Annotated in this window: 16 protein-coding genes; 11 read left to right on the forward strand and 5 right to left on the reverse strand. The window is 66.2% G+C overall.

Annotation, left to right across the window (positions count from 1 at the left end; all coding sequences use genetic code 11):
- Nucleotides 1-149: 149 nt before the first annotated feature.
- The 6 genes from AC1MDG_RS20420 (at nt 150) to AC1MDG_RS20445 (ending at nt 7,464) form a co-directional block, all read left to right on the forward strand.
- On the forward strand, nt 150-791 hold the full coding sequence (locus AC1MDG_RS20420) for a hypothetical protein (RefSeq protein ID WP_479806456.1): 642 nt from the start codon (nt 150-152) through the stop codon (nt 789-791).
- A gap of 151 nt (nt 792-942) precedes the next feature.
- The gene (locus AC1MDG_RS20425) at nt 943-2,016 is read left to right on the forward strand and encodes an aldo/keto reductase (RefSeq protein WP_479806458.1); all 1,074 of its coding nucleotides are present in this window, start codon (nt 943-945) and stop codon (nt 2,014-2,016) included.
- A gap of 50 nt (nt 2,017-2,066) precedes the next feature.
- The gene (locus AC1MDG_RS20430; RefSeq protein ID WP_479806460.1) at nt 2,067-3,071 is read left to right on the forward strand and encodes an aldo/keto reductase family protein; all 1,005 of its coding nucleotides are present in this window, start codon (nt 2,067-2,069) and stop codon (nt 3,069-3,071) included.
- Between the two features lie 2 nt (nt 3,072-3,073).
- Nucleotides 3,074-3,976, forward strand: a complete 903-nt coding sequence (locus AC1MDG_RS20435; protein WP_479806462.1) for an SDR family oxidoreductase — start codon at nt 3,074-3,076, stop codon at nt 3,974-3,976.
- Nucleotides 3,977-4,125: 149 nt separating this feature from the next.
- Nucleotides 4,126-6,246, forward strand: coding sequence for a M12 family metallo-peptidase (locus AC1MDG_RS20440; protein ID WP_479806464.1), 2,121 nt, complete (start codon nt 4,126-4,128; stop codon nt 6,244-6,246).
- A gap of 108 nt (nt 6,247-6,354) precedes the next feature.
- Nucleotides 6,355-7,464 (forward strand): sulfite oxidase, encoded by a 1,110-nt coding sequence (locus AC1MDG_RS20445; RefSeq protein ID WP_479806466.1) that lies wholly within the window; start codon nt 6,355-6,357, stop codon nt 7,462-7,464.
- Nucleotides 7,465-7,483: 19 nt separating this feature from the next.
- Here the strand turns inward: AC1MDG_RS20445 and AC1MDG_RS20450 are convergent, their stop codons facing one another.
- Genes AC1MDG_RS20450 through AC1MDG_RS20465 form a run of 4 tightly spaced genes read right to left on the reverse strand, consistent with a single transcriptional unit; the run spans nt 7,484 to nt 11,418 of the window.
- Nucleotides 7,484-7,975 carry a ribose-5-phosphate isomerase gene (locus AC1MDG_RS20450; protein WP_479806468.1) on the reverse strand — a complete coding sequence of 164 codons (492 nt, stop codon included), beginning with the start codon at nt 7,973-7,975 and terminating at the stop codon, nt 7,484-7,486.
- On the reverse strand, nt 7,972-9,738 hold the full coding sequence (locus tag AC1MDG_RS20455) for a dihydroxyacetone kinase family protein (protein WP_479806470.1): 1,767 nt from the start codon (nt 9,736-9,738) through the stop codon (nt 7,972-7,974). The genes AC1MDG_RS20450 and AC1MDG_RS20455 overlap by 4 nt, the downstream gene beginning before the upstream one ends.
- 45 nt (nt 9,739-9,783) lie before the next feature.
- On the reverse strand, nt 9,784-10,560 hold the full coding sequence (locus AC1MDG_RS20460; protein WP_479806472.1) for an SDR family NAD(P)-dependent oxidoreductase: 777 nt from the start codon (nt 10,558-10,560) through the stop codon (nt 9,784-9,786).
- A 33-nt stretch (nt 10,561-10,593) separates the two neighbouring features.
- Nucleotides 10,594-11,418 (reverse strand): sugar phosphate isomerase/epimerase family protein, encoded by an 825-nt coding sequence (locus AC1MDG_RS20465; RefSeq protein ID WP_479806474.1) that lies wholly within the window; start codon nt 11,416-11,418, stop codon nt 10,594-10,596.
- Nucleotides 11,419-11,602: 184 nt separating this feature from the next.
- Between AC1MDG_RS20465 and AC1MDG_RS20470 the strand changes: the two genes are divergently transcribed.
- The 5 genes from AC1MDG_RS20470 (at nt 11,603) to AC1MDG_RS20490 (ending at nt 16,111) form a co-directional block, all read left to right on the forward strand.
- A complete protein-coding gene (locus tag AC1MDG_RS20470) occupies nt 11,603-12,940 on the forward strand; it encodes an MFS transporter (RefSeq protein ID WP_479806476.1) in 1,338 nt (445 codons plus the stop codon).
- A 23-nt stretch (nt 12,941-12,963) separates the two neighbouring features.
- Nucleotides 12,964-13,845, forward strand: a complete 882-nt coding sequence (locus tag AC1MDG_RS20475; RefSeq protein ID WP_479806478.1) for a transketolase — start codon at nt 12,964-12,966, stop codon at nt 13,843-13,845.
- On the forward strand, nt 13,842-14,849 hold the full coding sequence (locus AC1MDG_RS20480) for a transketolase family protein (RefSeq protein WP_479806480.1): 1,008 nt from the start codon (nt 13,842-13,844) through the stop codon (nt 14,847-14,849). Before AC1MDG_RS20475 ends, AC1MDG_RS20480 begins: the two co-directional genes overlap by 4 nt.
- A 133-nt stretch (nt 14,850-14,982) precedes the next feature.
- Nucleotides 14,983-15,642 (forward strand): GntR family transcriptional regulator, encoded by a 660-nt coding sequence (locus tag AC1MDG_RS20485; RefSeq protein ID WP_043485402.1) that lies wholly within the window; start codon nt 14,983-14,985, stop codon nt 15,640-15,642.
- A 34-nt stretch (nt 15,643-15,676) separates the two neighbouring features.
- Nucleotides 15,677-16,111 carry a DUF1003 domain-containing protein gene (locus AC1MDG_RS20490; RefSeq protein WP_479806482.1) on the forward strand — a complete coding sequence of 145 codons (435 nt, stop codon included), beginning with the start codon at nt 15,677-15,679 and terminating at the stop codon, nt 16,109-16,111.
- On the opposite strand, the gene AC1MDG_RS20495 is transcribed toward AC1MDG_RS20490, so the two are convergent.
- Nucleotides 16,105-16,887 (reverse strand): SDR family NAD(P)-dependent oxidoreductase, encoded by a 783-nt coding sequence (locus AC1MDG_RS20495; RefSeq protein WP_479806484.1) that lies wholly within the window; start codon nt 16,885-16,887, stop codon nt 16,105-16,107. The two genes, AC1MDG_RS20490 and AC1MDG_RS20495, sit on opposite strands and share 7 nt — an antisense overlap.
- Between the last annotated feature and the right edge of the window lie 69 nt (nt 16,888-16,956).

Here is a 16,956-nt window from a genome sequence, read left to right on the forward strand (position 1 = left end):
GTGTCATATCCGATAACAGCTTCGACACAACCCCGTCGCGGGCCTCAATGCGGGCGTGTTGCCCCGCAAAAGTCCGTATTGTTAAGGGGTGCTTATCGGCGGGTAGTTGCTGCCCGTACACAGGCGCTGCAGGCCGTGAGGAGAGGTAAATGGAAGATCCCACCACCATTGCCCTGAACCTGACCTTTTTTGGCACGCTCGGTGTGGCCTTCGTCATGTTCATCGGACTCTTCCTGGTCTTTGTTGCCACCTTGCTAATTGCAGGGCTGGGCCGGCTGGTCGGCGTAATGGTGATGGCGCTGTTCGGCCGCCGCGCCGCCGGGCCCGCTGCGGAAACCGCCATCCGTGCGCCCCGCCGTACTTTCAGCCTGAAGGCTCCTCAGTCCGGTCCCCTCAAATCGAAGCTGCGGAGCCCCAAGGAACACCCGGCGCGCACCAGCACGGCCCGCGGCGAGGGTCCCGCCCTGGCCGAGGACTGGGCCGCGGCCGTCGCCCGGGCAGACGCCCGCGCTGCCGCCCGGGTTGAGGCCGCGGCGCCGCCCGAAGTGAAGGTCACCGTGCGTGATCTCCCCAGTCCGGATGCCCCGGTGGAAGACGTCAGGGCGGTTGCACCGCTGGTGGAGTCCGCCACGGACCAGCACGCCACCGTCAAGGCCATCCCGCGCTCCTTCGAGAAACCCCCGGCCCCGGGACGGATGGCCATGCTGGACACTGGTTCGCTGGTCTCGCTTGCCGGCCATCCCGGCGCCCTGAAGGACACCCTGCCCACTGATCACCGCCGCGCCGGCTAAGTCACAATTCTTCATTGACGCCGCTGCGTTACCCCGCACTACGCAAGGCTAAGAAGTGCTTCGGCGCCGGGGTCCGACCGGCCAATTTTGTGTAGCCTCGTGACGATCCACAGCAGTCGGTTGTGGGGGGTCAAACGTGAGGAAACCGGGAATGAGCCTCAACCAGCTACGGGTATTCGGGCGCAGCGGGACATTAATCAGCCCGCTCACCCTGGGCACCATGAACTTCGGCGAGGGCGCACCTGCGGACCCGTCAGGCGCCGGCGGCAGCGCCCACGGCTACGCACCCACCGGTGCCGATGAAAGCATCCGCATCATCAACGCTGCGCTGGACGCGGGCATCACCGCCGTGGACACTGCGGACGTCTACTCGCAGGGGCAGAGCGAGCACGTGGTGGGTTGTGCCCTGAAAGGCCGCCGCGACGACGTCTTCATCGCCACGAAGTTCCACGGCCAGATGAGCGCCAACCCTGCCCACTCCGGAAACTCGCGGCGCTGGATCATGCAGGCCGTGGAGGGAAGCCTTCGACGCCTGCAGACGGACCGGATCGACCTGTACCAGGCGCATCGTCCGGACTACAACACGGATGTGCTGGAAACCATCACGGCGCTGAACGACCTCATCCGGCAGGGCAAGATCCTCTACTACGGAACGTCCGTGTTCACCCCGGCGCAGCTGGTGGAGGCCCAGTGGCTGGCCACCACCAACCACCTCATTCCGCCCGTTGCCAACCAGGTCCCCTATTCGATGCTGGTCCGGGGCACCGAGCGCGACGTCCTGCCGATCGCCCAGCAGTACGGCCTCGGTGTGCTGGCCTACGGTCCGCTGGCCGGCGGCTGGCTGTCCGGGAGCTTTGTCCTGGACGCCGGGAAGCCGCCCACGCGGGTCCACTCCCTTCCCGGGCGCTACGACATCTCGGGCCCGGCAAGCGAGCGGAAGCTGCACGCAGCAGACGCCCTGGCCCGGCTGGCGGACAAGCTGGAGCTGCCGCTGGTGGACCTGGCAGTCGGCTTCGCCCTGAACCACCCGGCTGTCAGCAGCGTGATCGTCGGCCCGCGGAGCGAGGAGCACCTGCACGCCTACTTGAACGCCGCGGACACGGTGCTGGACGAATCCGTGCTGGATGCCATCGACGAGCTGGTGCCTCCGGGCACCAACTTCGTGGAGCGGGACGCCGGCGCGGTAGTCCCCTCTTTGGAGTACGCGGAGCTCCGGCGAAGGTAGCTGGCGGAAAGCCCTTACCCTGAGCAACCAAGTGGGCTACGGTGAAAACCATGGAATTCAGATACCTCGGCAACAGCGGCTTCAAGATCTCCGAAATCACGTTCGGCAACTGGCTCACGCACGGCTCCCAGGTGGAGAACGATGTGGCCACCCAGTGCGTGCGGGCGGCACTGGACGCGGGAATCAGCACATTCGACACCGCAGATGTCTATGCCAATACCGCGGCGGAGAAGGTACTGGGCGAGGCACTGAAGGACGAGCGCCGTGAGTCGCTGGAGATCTTCACCAAGGTGTTTGGCCCCACCGGACCCAAGGGCCACAACGATGTGGGACTGTCCCGCAAGCACATCATGGAGTCCATCAACGGTTCCCTGACGCGCCTCCAGACCGACTACGTGGACCTTTACCAGGCCCACCGCTATGACTACGAGACGCCGCTGGAAGAGACCATGCAGGCGTTCGCGGACATCGTCCGGCAGGGCAAGGCGCTGTACATCGGTGTCAGCGAATGGACGGCCGGCCAGATCAGGGACGGCCACGCGCTCGCCAAGGACCTGGGCTTCCAGCTGATTTCCAACCAGCCGCAGTACTCCATGCTGTGGCGGGTCATCGAGGCCGAAGTGGTCCCGACATCCGAAGAGCTGGGCCTGTCCCAGATCGTGTGGTCCCCCATGGCCCAGGGTGTGCTGAGCGGCAAGTACCGGCCCGGGAAGCCGGCCCCCGAAGGAAGCCGTGCCACGGACTCCAAGGGCGGCGCCAGGATGATCGAACGCTGGATGTCCGACGAGGTCCTGAGCGGAGTCCAGCAGCTCAAGCCGATCGCGGAGGAAGCCGGACTCACCATGGCCCAGCTCAGCATCGCCTGGGTGCTGCAGAACAAGAACGTTGCCTCCGCCATCATGGGCGCGTCCCGTCCGGAGCAGATTGCCGGCAACGTGGCGGCCGCCGGCGTCAAGCTGGACCAGGCCATCATGGACAAGATCGACGACGCCATCGGGTCACTGGCCGAACGGGACCCGGCCCAGACCAAGTCGCCCGCGTCCCGGGAGGCCTAGCCGTGGCGGACGGGGAGGGTGCCGCCGGCACGGGGACGGGCGGACCAGCGGTCGGGGACCTGCCCGGCCTGGCGGTCGCCGGATCCACCGGACAGCTCGGCGGACTCGTCGCCAGGATCATCGCCGACGCCGGGCTGCCGCAGCGGCTGCTGGTGCGCGACGCCGCCAGGGCACCTGACCTCCCGGGCGCTGTTCCGGTGGTGTCCACGTACGGGGACCCGGTGCTGGCGAAGTCCTCGCTGGCGGGCGTGAAGACGCTGTTCATGGTGTCCGCTGCCGAGGCCGAGGACAGGCTCCAGACGCATTTCGCGTTTATTGACGCAGCTGCCGCGGCCGGGGTTGAGCATGTGGTGTACACGTCCTTCTTCGGCGCCTCCGCAGACTGCACGTTCACGCTGGGCAGGGACCATTACGCCACCGAGGAGCGGATAAGGGCCTCCGGGATGAAGTACACGTTCCTGCGGGACAACTTCTACCTCGACTTCCTGCCGCTGCTCACCGGAGAGGACGGCGTCATCCGCGGACCGGCGGGCGACGGCGTCATGGCTGCCGTAACCCGCGGGGACATCGCCCGGTGCGCGGCGGCAGTGCTGGGTGATCCGGCGGTGCACGTGGGCAGGACCTACGACCTCACCGGGCCGGAGGACATCTCCCTGCAACGGGCCGCGGAGCTCCTCACCGCGGGCACAGGACGGACCGTCAGCTTCCACAATGAAACCGTGGAGGAGGCCTATGCCTCCCGGGCATCCTACGGCGCACCGGCCTGGCAGGTGGATGCCTGGGTGAGCACCTACACGGCCATTGCCAACGGCGAACTGGCCGGCCCGACGTCGGACGTTTATGGCCTCACAGGCAAGGAACCCCAGGGGCTCGCGGACTTCCTCAAGGAGGCGCATCACCTCTAGTGCCCGCGCACGGTCAGCGTGTTAACAGTGTTGTTTGAGTTCATTAAAGTGGCTGTTGTTATTCTCAAAACCCCAATAACGGATTAGGCTTTGCTCACCCGCCATTCGGTCGGGGCATGTTGCTACAGCACGCACTTTTTGGGGATCCAATGCGCTCGACAACTTCCGCGGTTCTGCGGGCTCTGACTTTACTGACTTTCCTGGTCTCAGGAAGCCTCGTCGCCGTCGCTCCGGCGCAGGCCGTAGACACGCCGCCGTCGCCGCCGCCAGCGCCCGTCGACTTCATCCGATCAGCGCCTTCGGGGGTCACGTCCGGGTCGCTCACGACGGAATGGCTCCCCCGTGCCGGCAACGTCAAGGTATCGCTTGTCACAATCCAGACCGCGGATAAGACCACCGCTGAGACGGACGCTATCAATATTGACGCCGCCAAGAATTCGATTAGCGCCGCCAGCAGTTACTGGAACGGAATGTCCGGCGGGCGGCTGTCCCTGTCCATCGTTGACGTTGTCAAAGGGTTCAAGACCAGCGCACGCTCGGACTGGAACTTCGACGACATCCTGGAGAGAGTCACCAAGGAACTTGGCTGGATCGAATCAGCCAACACCAGCCTTGTGATTTTCATGCCCCGCAACGACGTGGTGGTTTACGGCCAGGGCGGAAATCTTGGCGCCGGCTGGTCCGGCGGAGCCACCAGCGGGCGCGTCCTGATGCCCTACCCGGGCACGTATACGAACACGGTGATGACCCACGAATTCGGCCATGTCTTCGGCCTGGACCACGCCAACAGCATCCAGTGCTCCGACGGAAGCTCGGACTCGACGGCGTCGTTCGGCCGGCTGGACAACGGCAACTGCTGGTCGCGTGCCTACGGCAATGACACGTCCGTCATGGGTCCCACGCGCGCCGCCATCCCCACGATCGACTCGTACCACTACGACCTCGGCTCGTTCGGCAACGGTTATGAGATCCGCGATGCCGGTACCATCCTGGGTGCCAAGAGCTTCAAGGTGACGCCCTGGGCCGGCACCGGTGACTACCGTGCGCTGACGTTCACCGATCCCATCAGCAACGAGGTCTACTACGTGGAACTTCGCATGCCTGTGGGTTACGACGCTCTCACTGCGGTGTCCGGCAACCAGGGCGTGCAGATCCTGAAGGCCGATCCGTCCGATCCGGCCGCATCAATGATCCTCATGCCCAATACCAAACCCTATGACGGCTGGTACCACCCGAACCTGGCCTGGCAAGGGGGCAAGTTCACCACCGCCGCAGGCACCACGATCACCATAGACTCCATCACGAGCAGCGCGGCCACCATCACCATCCGGGGCAAGAGCCCGTATTCCTCTTACTTCAAGCACGTCGATTCTCCGAGCATTTACGGCAAACGTCCCGACGGCTCCTTCAAGTCGCTGACCTGGAGCGAGTACTCGGATCTGGGGTTCCCGGCGTATGCCACCCTTCCGGCAGTCAGCTTCGTCAAGAACAGCTGGAGCACCACCATCTATGCCGTGGACAGCACCAACAAGGGCCGGGCCCTGAGCTATGCCGACTGGACTGCGTACGGGCAGCCCGCCCCGGCGAGTTTCAAGCTCCTGGCCGGAACGTATTTCTTCGGCAAGTTCAATGACTCCGCCTTGTACTACTTCAGCCCGGCCGGGGAAACCACGGCGTCCCAGTCGCAGTGGACCAGCGCCGGATCCCCCGCCGTCAGCCTGCCCGTGCGATATGTGAAGTACTCCTGGGAGCCCACCATCTTCAAGGTGGAGGCAACGGCAACCGGCCAGGCCGAATACGACGCCAAAGTGTCTGCCCTGAGTTTCTCCGACTGGAGCGCCGCCGGTTACCCGACACCGATGGCCACCGGCTTCGTCGGCGGCTCCATCACCAGCAAGTACAGCAACCTGCCCACCATTTTCCTCAAGTCTCCGTCTGGCAACGTCCACGAACTCACCTACGCGGAATGGATGGCCATCCCCGCGGCGAAACGGACATTCACGGATCTCGGAACGGGCCGTTTCGTGAAGAATTCCTGGAGCGGCGCCATCTACCTGGTGGGAAGCACCTACAAGGGCAGCCATCTTAACTTTGCGCAGTGGCAGAGCTACGGGATGCCCACGCCGCAGACCAGCACGCTCATTCCGGGCAGCAGTTTTGTGAAGCTGACCGGCAGCACTTCCCTTTACTACGATTCCCCGGCCGGCCTGGTTACGGCCACAACCGCCGAGTATGTTGCCGCCGGCTCTCCCGCCGTCGTCATCCGCTAGACCAGGTTCGAAGGCAGTAGCTTGTGCCGGGTTCCCCAGTCGGGGTGCCCGGCATTGCTGCGTGGGCCCGCCCTTGACGCACCGGCGGCGTCGGCGTAGACCAGTGCCATGACGAAGCAGATTTCCCGTCGCCGTCAGTCCCTGAAGCCCGCGGCGCACGCAGGAGAACCCACCCACGGCCCGCTCACCGCAGAGGAACTGCAGCTTGCCGTCAGGAACCATTCGATGCCGCTGGAGGCCTTGCGGGAGGACACCACGCCGCCGGGGCTGCACTACGTGCTGACGCACTTCGACATCCCGTTCATCGACGCGGATTCCTGGCATCTGAGGATCGGCGGTGCCGTGCAGCGGGCCGTCGAAATCAGCCTCCGGGCGCTCCGGCGGGACCCGACCATCAGCATTCCGGTGACGCTGGAGTGCGCCGGCAACGGCCGTTCGCTGCTGCACCCGCGGCCGCTGAGCCAGCCGTGGCGGCTCGAGGGCGTGGGAACCGCGGAGTGGACCGGTGTTCCGCTGGCGTACCTGCTGGCCCAGGCCGGCGTGGACGAAGACGCCGTCGAAGTGGTGTTCACCGGCGCCGACGCCGGCATCCAGGGCGGGGTCCGGCAGACGTATGCGCGCAGCCTGCCCATCAAGGAGGCCCTGCGCCCCGACGTGGTCCTGGCCTACGAGATGAACGGCCGCGAGCTGCCGCCGCAGCACGGCTACCCGCTGCGCCTGGTGGTCCCGGGCTGGTACGGCATGGCCAGCGTGAAATGGCTGGAGTCCATCCAGGTGCTGACCCACCCGTTCGAGGGATTCCAGCAGTCGGTGGCGTACCGCTACCAAGAGGACGCGGACGACGCCGGCACCCCGGTCTCCCGGATCAAGGTCCGTTCGCTGATGATTCCGCCGGGCATTCCGGACTTCTTCACCCGCAGCAGGGTCCTCTCCCCCGGACCGGTGATGCTCCAAGGCAGGGCCTGGTCCGGCGAAGGCTCCGTGGTCCGCGTGGAGGTGGGGATCGACGGGAAATGGGTGCCCGCGCATCTCGGGCATCCAGCCGGGCCGTTTGCGTGGTGCGAGTGGACGCTGCCGTGGGTGGCGGACCGGGGCGAGCATGAGCTCGCCTGCCGTGCCACCGACGCCACCGGAGAGATGCAGCCGCTGGAGCAGGTCTGGAACTACCAGGGCATGGGCAACAACGTGGTTCAGCGCGTGAAGGTCAACGTTGAATAGCTGCCGCTGACTGGGCGCGTCAGCAGGCTTCGAAGTCGGTCAGGACCTTGACCTTGCCGGCCGAGGCGGAGCCGGGGTCGAAGGTGTAGCCGAGCCACTCCCGGGCAAGCCTGCGGGCAAGCTCCACGCCCACCACGCGCTGGCCCATGGTGAGCACCTGGCAGTCGTTGGAGAGCACCGAGCGTTCCACCGAGAAGGAGTCATGGGCGGTGGCCGCCCGGATTCCTTCCACCTTGTTCGCGGCGATGGCCACGCCGATCCCGGTGCCGCAGAACAGGATGGCCCGGTCCGCGAGGCCCTCCTTGATCATCTCCCCGGCGGCAATCCCCACGTACGGGTACGGAGTGGTGAACTGCTCGGGGGCATCACTGCGGTTGACACCGATGTCGATGATTTCGCTGACCCGGGGATCGTTCCGCAGGTCCTCCATGATCCGGTCCTTGTAGTCCACGCCGGCTTCGTCGGCGCCCAGGATGAGTCGAATGCCCACGACCTGTCCTTCCCCGGTCATGACGGTGTTCCTGCGGGCTGGCGGGTTGCAGCCGGAGCTGCAAGGTGCGGGCCCATGACGGAGAAGATCATGGCCAGGGACGTGGCCCCGGGGTCCGCCGTGCCCACGCTCTTTTCGGCGAGCGGCCGGGCCCTGCCTTTGAGCGGACGCAGGGAAGCGGTGGCTTCCGCTGCCCCCGTGGCGGCCGCGGCAGCTTCGGCCCACGCCGCTTGAAGCGACGCCCCGGCGTGCCCGGCACCGTCGGCCACCAGCCGGCTATACGTTTCGGTGAAGGGCAACAGGGCGTCCACCATGGTCTTGTCCCCGACGTCCGCCTTGCCGAGGCCGGTGATCCTTCCCGCGAACGCCGCGACCGCCGCGGCCAGTTCCGAAGGTCCCGGGGCCAGCTGGTTGCCGAGGGCTTCGCCGAAGGACCGCAGACCGGCACCCCACAGCACGCCGGAGGTTCCCCCGGCTTTGTCAGCCCAGGCGTCCCCGGCGGCCGCAAGAACCGCCCCCGCTCCGGCACCGCCGGCAGCGGCGTCCTCGGCTGCGGCCACGGCCGCGTCGATCCCGCGGACCATCCCGCGTCCGTGGTCGCCGTCGCCGGCTACCGCATCCATGTCCCCCAACCGGGCTTCGGCACCGTGCAGGGAATCCCGGGCCGCAGCGAGCGCTGCCAGGCAGTGTGCCGCATAGCCGCGCGAGTCTTCGGTGGCCTCAAAAGCGGCGGGTGCGGCGGCGGCGTCGGACGTTTCCTCCGCCATCCGGTCACCGGACTGCAGGGCGGCATTGCCCCGCCGGTAGGCCGGCGTTTCAGCCGGAGCGGTCCAGAGCGGCTCAAGTTCGTCGTCCAGCCAGGTGATGGTGAGGGAAACGCCGGACATGTCCAGGCTGGTGACCAGTTCGCCCACCTCCGGCATCACCAGCGTGTAGCCGGCGGCGCGGAGCAGCGGAGCCACGGTGAGCCAGAGGACAAACAGTTCCTCATGCTTGGTGGAACCGAGGCCGTTGAGGATGACGGCGAGGCGGTCGCCCGCGCTGTGCGGCGTCTCGGCCAGCAGCCGGGAAACGAGTTCCTGGCCCAGTTCCTTGGCGGGCGGCAGCTCGGTGTCGAACAGGCCGGGCTCGCCGTGGATCCCCAGGCCCAGGCCCATCTGACGGTCCTTGAGGGTGAACAGCGGCGCCTCGGCACCGGGAAAGGTGCAGCCGTGGAAGGCGCTGCCGATGGTGCGGGTCAGGCTGTTGGCCTTCCGGCCAAGACGCACGACGTCGGCCAGGCCTGCGCCCGCTTCGGCGGCGGCGCCCATGATCTTGAAGACGGTGAAGTCACCCGCGATGCCGCGGCGTTTCTCCGCTTCCGACGGCGGTGCGCTGGCGACGTCGTCCGTGACCAGGACGTTTTCCACCTGGATCCCCTCCGCAGCGAGCCGTTCACTGGCCATGCCGAAGTTCAGCACGTCCCCGGCGTAGTTGCCGTAGGTGAACACCACACCGGCGCCGGAGTCCGCCGCCTTGGCCACGGCATAGGCCTGCTGCGCGGAAGGGGATGTGAAGATGTTGCCCACCACGGCGCCGTCGGCCAGCCCGGTGCCGATCAGGCCGGCGAAGGCCGGGTAGTGGCCGGAACCGCCGCCGGCGAGGACAGCCACTTTGGGCTTGGCGGGGCGGTGGCGGCGCACGGCCCCGCCGGGAACCTGGCGGACCAGGTCGGCGTGGACGTCGCAGAACCCGGCGAGGGCTTCCTCGGCGAAGTCGGACGGATCGTTGAAAATTCTGGTCATCGTGGGCTCTCCAGGCTGCGCTCGGTCTTCTGAATGGCGAGACTGCTAGTGGATGTGGCTTCCGCCGTTGATGTCGATGGTGGTTCCGGTGAGGTAGGCCGATTCCTCGGAGGACAGGAAGGTGATGACGGCGGCGATTTCCTCGGTGGTGGCGTTGCGGCCCAGTGGGATGCCGGCGTTGATGGCGGCCTCCTGCTCCTCGGTGCTGCCCACCCGGATGTTGGTGTCCACGGCGCCCGGGGTGATGGCGTTGACGGTCACACCGGTGGCGCCGATTTCCCGTGCGAGCGCCTTGGTGAAGCCCAGGATGGCGGCCTTCGCGGCGGAATAGGGGACCTTGCCGAAAACGCCGCCGCCACGCTGGGCGGAGACGGAGGACATGTTCACGATCCGGCCCCAGCCGCTGGCGATCATATCCGGCAGGAAGGCCTTGGTGACCAGGTAGGTTCCGGTGGCGTTGACGTCCATGACCTTGTGCCACAGTTCCAGCGTGGTCTCCAGGAACGGCACCGGGGAGGTAATGCCGGCAATGTTGGCCAGGGCGCCAACCGGGGGAAGGTTGCCGCTGCTGACCTCTGCTGTGACGGCGGCGTAGGCGGCGTTGACGGAGCCCTCATTGGCGACGTCGATTTCGTGGCCGAAGGCGGGGACATTGAATTCGTTGCCGATTTCGGCGGCGACCTTGGCGGACTTCTCGCCGTCGAGGTCCAGGATCACCACCGCCCAGCCCTGGCTGGCGTAGCGGCGTGCGGTGGTGATGCCGATCCCGCGGTCCGAAGTGGCTCCGGTGAGGACGGCGGTGCGCTGGATGGTGGTAGTCATGATGCTCCTTGTTGCTTGGTGTGTATGTGGTGGTCAGATGAGGTCTGAGATGAAGCTGGCTGCCTTGGCCGCGGCCGCCGGGCGTTCGTCGTGTGTGACGTCCCGGGTTTCCAGCTCCAGGGAGAAGTGCCCGGTGTAGCCCCGCGCTGCGAGCGAGCGCAGCCCGGCGGCAAAGTCCGCCCGGCCGTTTCCGACGCTGAGGTTGATGTTGCCGGGCACGGCGTCCCTGATATGGACGTGGGTAATCCGGCCGTCGTGCCGTTCGAGGTATTCAAGCGGGTCCTCGCCGGCGGCAACGATGTGGCTGAAGTCCATGACAATCCCCACTCCGGAGCCGGCCAGCCGGTGCGCCAGCAGTTCAGCGCGCTCCAGGTTCCAGCAGAACCTCAGGAAGTGCAGGGATTCGGTCCAGAGTTCGACGCCGAATTCAGCGGCACGCTGCCCGGCATGGATGAGCTGGGCCGCGATGGTGTCCAGGTCCTCGTCAACGCTACGGACCGGATCGTGACCCAAGGCACCGCACGGAAGCACCAGTGCCTTCGCGCCGGTGTTGGCCGTGAGGGTGAGCAGCGCCACCAGGTGCCGTTCGCGGGCGGCCTGCCCGCCGGCGTCGAGCACTGCATTGAGATCCCCGATGTCCCCGTTGACCGAACGGACGCGCAGCCCGGAGGCGGCAACCTTCGGGGTGACGGCCGTGACGGCGTCCGCATCCAGTTCATACGGAACGTGGTCGCAGACGCCGGGCAGTGCACCCAGGTCGATTTCTTCGAAGCCCAAGGCGCTGATGGTCCGCAGGGCCGTGCCCAGGTCCTGGTGCCGGAAGCTGATGGACGAGCAGCCGAGTCGGGAGTTGAACATCTTCGTTGATCCTCTGAACGAGCGGGGTGATGTGAATCACTGTAGGGGCTTCACTGTTGACAGTCAACCTCCAACATTGACTGTTGACATTGATGCATGACCGGGGTCACACTGGCATATCATTTGTTAACAGTCGACAGCGGCGGTGCGGAAGCGTTGCCCGCTCTTCGAAAGGGAACCAGCTATGAGCAACGAAGCTCTGAAAATGCGCGGCCACGTGCACGGCACAAAGGACGCCAGAAGGGTAGCCATCGGCTCCGGCGTCGGCGCAGTAATCGAGACCTACGACTTCATCGGATTCGGCACTGCGGCCGCACTGTACTTCGGAACGGCCTTCTTCCCCACCGGCGATCCGGTGACCGGTACGTTGGCGGCCTTCGCCACCCTGGGGGTGGGCTTTGCGGCCCGGCCCATCGGCGGCATCATCGGCGGCCACCTGGGCGACAAGCTCGGCCGCAAGCCCGTCCTCGTTGCCTCCCTGATCCTCATGGGCGTTGCCACGTTCCTGATCGGCCTGCTCCCCACCTACAGCCAGGTGGGCCTGCTGGCTCCCGCACTGCTGGTATTCGTCCGCATCGTCCAAGGCCTGGCCTTCGGCGCAGAATGGGGCGGCGCCATCCTGATGAGCTATGAGCACGCGCCCTGGAAGTCCAAGGGAAAGTACACCGGCATCGTGCAGGCCGGATTCCCCGTGGGCCTCCTCCTCGCCAACCTCGTATTCCTCGTCAGCGTGAACCTCGGCGGCGAACTCGCCTGGCGCATTCCGTTCCTCGCCAGCATCGTGCTGGTGGCCGTCGGCCTGATCATCCGGTCCAAGGTGCCCGAGTCCCCCGTCTTTGACGAGGTCAAGGACAGCGGCCACATCGTGAAGTCACCCATCGTCGAGGTCCTCAAGACCGACTGGCGCAACATCGTGAAGGGCATCGGCCTCCGCATCGCCGAGACCGCCGGCTACGCCGTCTCCGTCACGTACATGATTTCCTACCTGAACAGCCAGCACCTGGCGGACAAGACCCAGACGCTCGTGGCCCTCTGCATCGCCTCGGCGATCGGCATCTTCGCCACCCAGGCCTGGGCCCGGCTGACGGACAGGATCGGCCGCCGCCCGCTCTACATCTGGTCCTGCGCCTTCGCCGTACTGTTCGCCGTTCCGATGTTCCTGCTGGTCAACACCGGAATGTTCATCTTCGTCATCGCCACCCTGATACTCTCCTACGCGGTCTGCCAGAACTCCCTGGCCGGCGCCCAGGGTGCTTGGTTCCCGGAGCTCTTCCAGGCCAAGACCCGCGCCTCCGGCGCCTCGCTGGCCTACCAGATCTCCGCCATGGTCTCCGGCTTCACCCCCTTCATCACCACGCTGCTGTTTGTCAGCTTCGGCTGGATGGGACCGGCACTGCTCTTCGGCAGCTACGCTCTGATCGGGCTCTGGGCCGCCATCACCACCCGCGAAACCTGGGGCAAGCGTGAGCGCGAGCTGGCCGACGAAGCCACCAAAAGCACCCCCCAGTCGGTGAACGCCTGATGACAACCACAGAAGAAGCCCCAATGACCGCCACACGGGAAACCATGGCCACCACAACAGAACGCGTTGACAGTGTTTCAGCCGCCGCCTACCGGATCCGTCACCACGCCCTGAATATGGGCGAGGTCCAGGGCCAGGGCTACGTGGGCCAGGCGCTCGGCGCGGCGGACATGCTGGCCGCGGTTTACGCCGACCAGCTCCGCTACCGCGCCGATAACCCCGAGTGGGAGGGCCGGGACCGGTTCCTGCTCTCCACCGGCCACTACGCGATCGGGCACTACGCCGCCCTCGCCGAAGCCGGGATTGTCCCGGTGGAGGAACTCGAGACGTATGGCTCAGACGACTCCCGGCTGCCGATGTCCGGGATGTCCACCTACACCCCCGGGATGGAGATCTCCGGCGGCTCCCTGGGCCACGGCCTCACCATCGCGGTGGGCATGGCACTGGGCCTGAGGTACCAGGGCTCCGGGGCGAGGGTCTACAACTTCCTCTCCGACGGCGAACTGGACGAAGGCTCCACCTGGGAGGCCGCCATGGGCGCGCACCACCACCAGCTGGGCAACCTCACCGCGATGGTGGACATCAACGCACTGCAGGCGGACGGGAAAACGGACACCGTGCTCCGCACCGAGCCTGTGACCGAAAAGTGGGAATCCTTCGGCTGGTACACCCAGCGGGTGGACGGCAACAACATGGCCGCACTCCTGCAGGCCTTCGACAACGCAGCCGCCCAGGCTGCCGCCGTCGGACGTCCTTCCGTGATCCTGTGCGACACGAAAGTGGGACGCGGAGTACCGCTGCTGGAAGAGCGCGAAAAGGCGCACTTCATGCGCATCGAAGAACACGAATGGCAGCTATGCCGCGAACAACTGACCGCAGGATTCGAAGGGACCACCGGACGATGAGCACAGCAGCCGCCGTAAAGGGCGCCACCCCCAAGCTGAAGACATCGGCCATGATCGCGTCCTTCGCCGATCCCGGCCAGAAGACCGCTTCCGCCCCGTTCGGCCATGCACTGGTGAAGGCCGCGCAGGAGAACGACAAGATCGTTGGCCTTACCGCCGACCTGGGCAAATACACGGACATGCACATCTTCGCGCAGGCATTCCCGGAACGCTTCTTCCAGATGGGCATGGCCGAGCAACTGCTCTTCGGAGCGGCCGCGGGCCTGGCCGAGACGGGGCTGGTGCCGTTCGCGTCCACGTACTCCGTGTTCGCCGCCCGCCGGGCCTACGATTTTCTCTGCCTGGACAGCGCCGAGCCCAACCTGAACGTGAACATCGTGGGCGGTTTGCCCGGGCTGACCACCGGCTACGGTCCCAGCCACCAGGCCACCGAGGACATGGCGATCTTCCGCGGCATGCCCAACCTGACCATCGTGGACCCCTGCGACTCGATCGACATCGAACAGGCCGTTCCCCAGCTCGCCGCCAGCGAGGGACCGACGTACCTCCGGCTGCTCCGCGGCAACGTCCCCGCTGTGCTGGATGAATACGGATACACCTTCGAGCTCGGCAAGGCGAAGGTCCTGCGCGGCGGGAACGACGTCGTCTTCATCTCCAGCGGGCTCATGACCATGCGGGCGCTGCAGGCAGCGAAGGCGCTGGCCGCGCACAACGTGGACGTCGCCGTCGTCCATACCCCCACTATCAAGCCGTTCGACGCCGCCACCGTGCTGGCAGAGATCAACACCGACCGCCTGGCTGTGACGCTGGAAAACCACAGCGTGATCGGCGGACTGTTCGAAACCGTCGCATCCGCCGTCGTTACCGCCGGCCTGGGCAAGCGGGTGGTTCCGGTGGCGCTGCCGGACGAGTTCCTTGACGCCGGTGCCCTGCCCACCCTGCACGAACGCTACGGCCTCTCCGTGCAGCGGATCGTGGCGAAAGTGCTCGCGGAACTGAGCTAGCCGCAGCGCGGTTTAGAGACCGACGGCGGAGGCGCGGCCCCGGACAGGAGACGGGCCCGCGCTTCTGCCGTACCATCAACAGTTAACACACCGACTGTAGACAGTCGACCACTGACATTGAGGAAGTGCAACGATGGCCGGAGTGACAGCACCACTGCTGGGACTGCAGAAAAAGAGCCTCCGCGAGCAGGCCCTTTCCGCGCTGCGCACCGCCATCACCAGCGGCGAACTGGAACCCGGCCGGCACCTGGTGGAAACCGAACTCTCGGACATGCTGCAGATCAGCCGCGGAACACTCCGGGAAGCGCTGCGGCAGCTGGAGCAGGAAGGCCTGCTCTCAGCCGGGCCGCGCGGCCGCCTTTCCGTCCGGCACCTCGATGCCAAGGAAATCCGTGACATCTACTCGGTGCGTGCGGCGCTGGAATCCCTGGCCGCCCGCACCCTATGTGAGCTCCCGGACCGCCAGCACGTGATCGGCTCGCTGCGGGCTGCCATCGGCGCCATGGATGCGGCAGCCAAGGGCAGCCTCGAAGAGCGGATCGAATCCGACCTCGAATTCCACCGCACCCTGTGCCGCCTCACCGGCAACGAGACGCTCCTGCACTCTTGGGAATCACTGGAAGGTTCCATCCGGATGTCCATCATGTTTGCCGGACTGGAAAAGGGCGTTTCGAACATGAGCGTGGACCGGCACCACGACATCGTGGCCGCCATCGAAACCGGGGACGCTTCCCTGGCCCGCAAGACCATCCGCGAACACATGGACACCGCCGCGGACAACCTGGTGGCTTAGGGGCCACGCCTGCTCCAGCGCCTACGCTGGGCACATGACCGAGCACAAGAAAACGTGGCACGCCGAACACAAAGCCGGACTGAGCAAGGGGCAACGGGCAGCCGACGTCCTGCGCAACGGCATGGGCAGCTGGCCGTTCGTGGGAATCTTCATCGCGTCCATGATCGCGTGGGCACTGGTCAATTCGTTTGCTCTTGCCGACAGAGCGTGGGATCCCTACCCCTACATCCTGCTGAACCTGTTCCTGTCCATGCTGGCCGGCCTGCAGGGCGCCATCCTGCTCATCGCCGCCAAGCGGCAGGATGCCATCGCAGCCGCCATGGCCCAGCATGACTACGACACCGATGTGCGGGCGGAGGACGAAATCCAGAAGCTGACCGACATCAACAACCAACAACTGGAGATCCTCCGGGAACTGCGGCAGCTCCTTGCCGAACGCGACCGCGACGGCGGGGCGAGGGCTCAGTAGTCCACGATCGCGCCGCAGGAAATATTCACGGTGGCGTCGGTGATGGCGCCGGCCCGGTCCGAGGCGACGAACACCGCCACGTTGCCCACATCCTCCAGCGTTGCCGTCCGGTTCAGGTGCGCGGTCCGGGTGATTTCCTCCACAATCTCTTCACGCCCCTCAGCCTGCCAGGGAATGGTTTCCACGATCCCGCCCGTCACCAGCGTGACCACCCGGACGCCGCTTTTGCCGAGTTCCAGCGCCCACTGCCGGCGCTGGCCCTCCATGGCGTCCAGCGCAATCTTGAACCCGCCCAGCCCGTGCAGGGTCTGCGGACCCGAGCCGCCGAACATCAGAACCACGCCGGAACGCTGCCTGATCATGTGCCGCGCCGCGGCGCGGGTGGTGAGGAAGTGGGTCCGCGTGGCTGCACTGATGGGCTGGCTGAAGTCATCGGCGGCGATCTCCATCAGCGGCTGCTGGACGTCCCCGTAGGAGATCAGGTTGAAGGAGATGTCAATGCGCCTGGTCTTCTTTGCGGCCTGGTCCACGAAGGCATCCACCTGGTTTTCGTCCAGGGCATCGACGACGGCGGTATCCGCGCTGCCGCCCGCCTCGCGGATGTCGCGGGCTACCTTGAGGAGGCGGGATTCCGTCCGGCCGGCCAGGAAGACGTCCGCGCCCTCCGCCGCGAAGGCCCGCGCGACGGCCCCTCCGACGGGACCGCCGGCGCCGTACACCAGGGCGGTCCGGCCCTTCAGGAGACCACCGGACCCGGTTGTGTTTTCCTGCGGCATTGCGGGCCTCCTGCCCGGAAGTGGACGATTCCTCCCACTATCTTCCTGTGGGCCGCAGGTGGCAAGGGC

The organism is Arthrobacter sp. AIWTK1, from assembly GCF_056680535.1.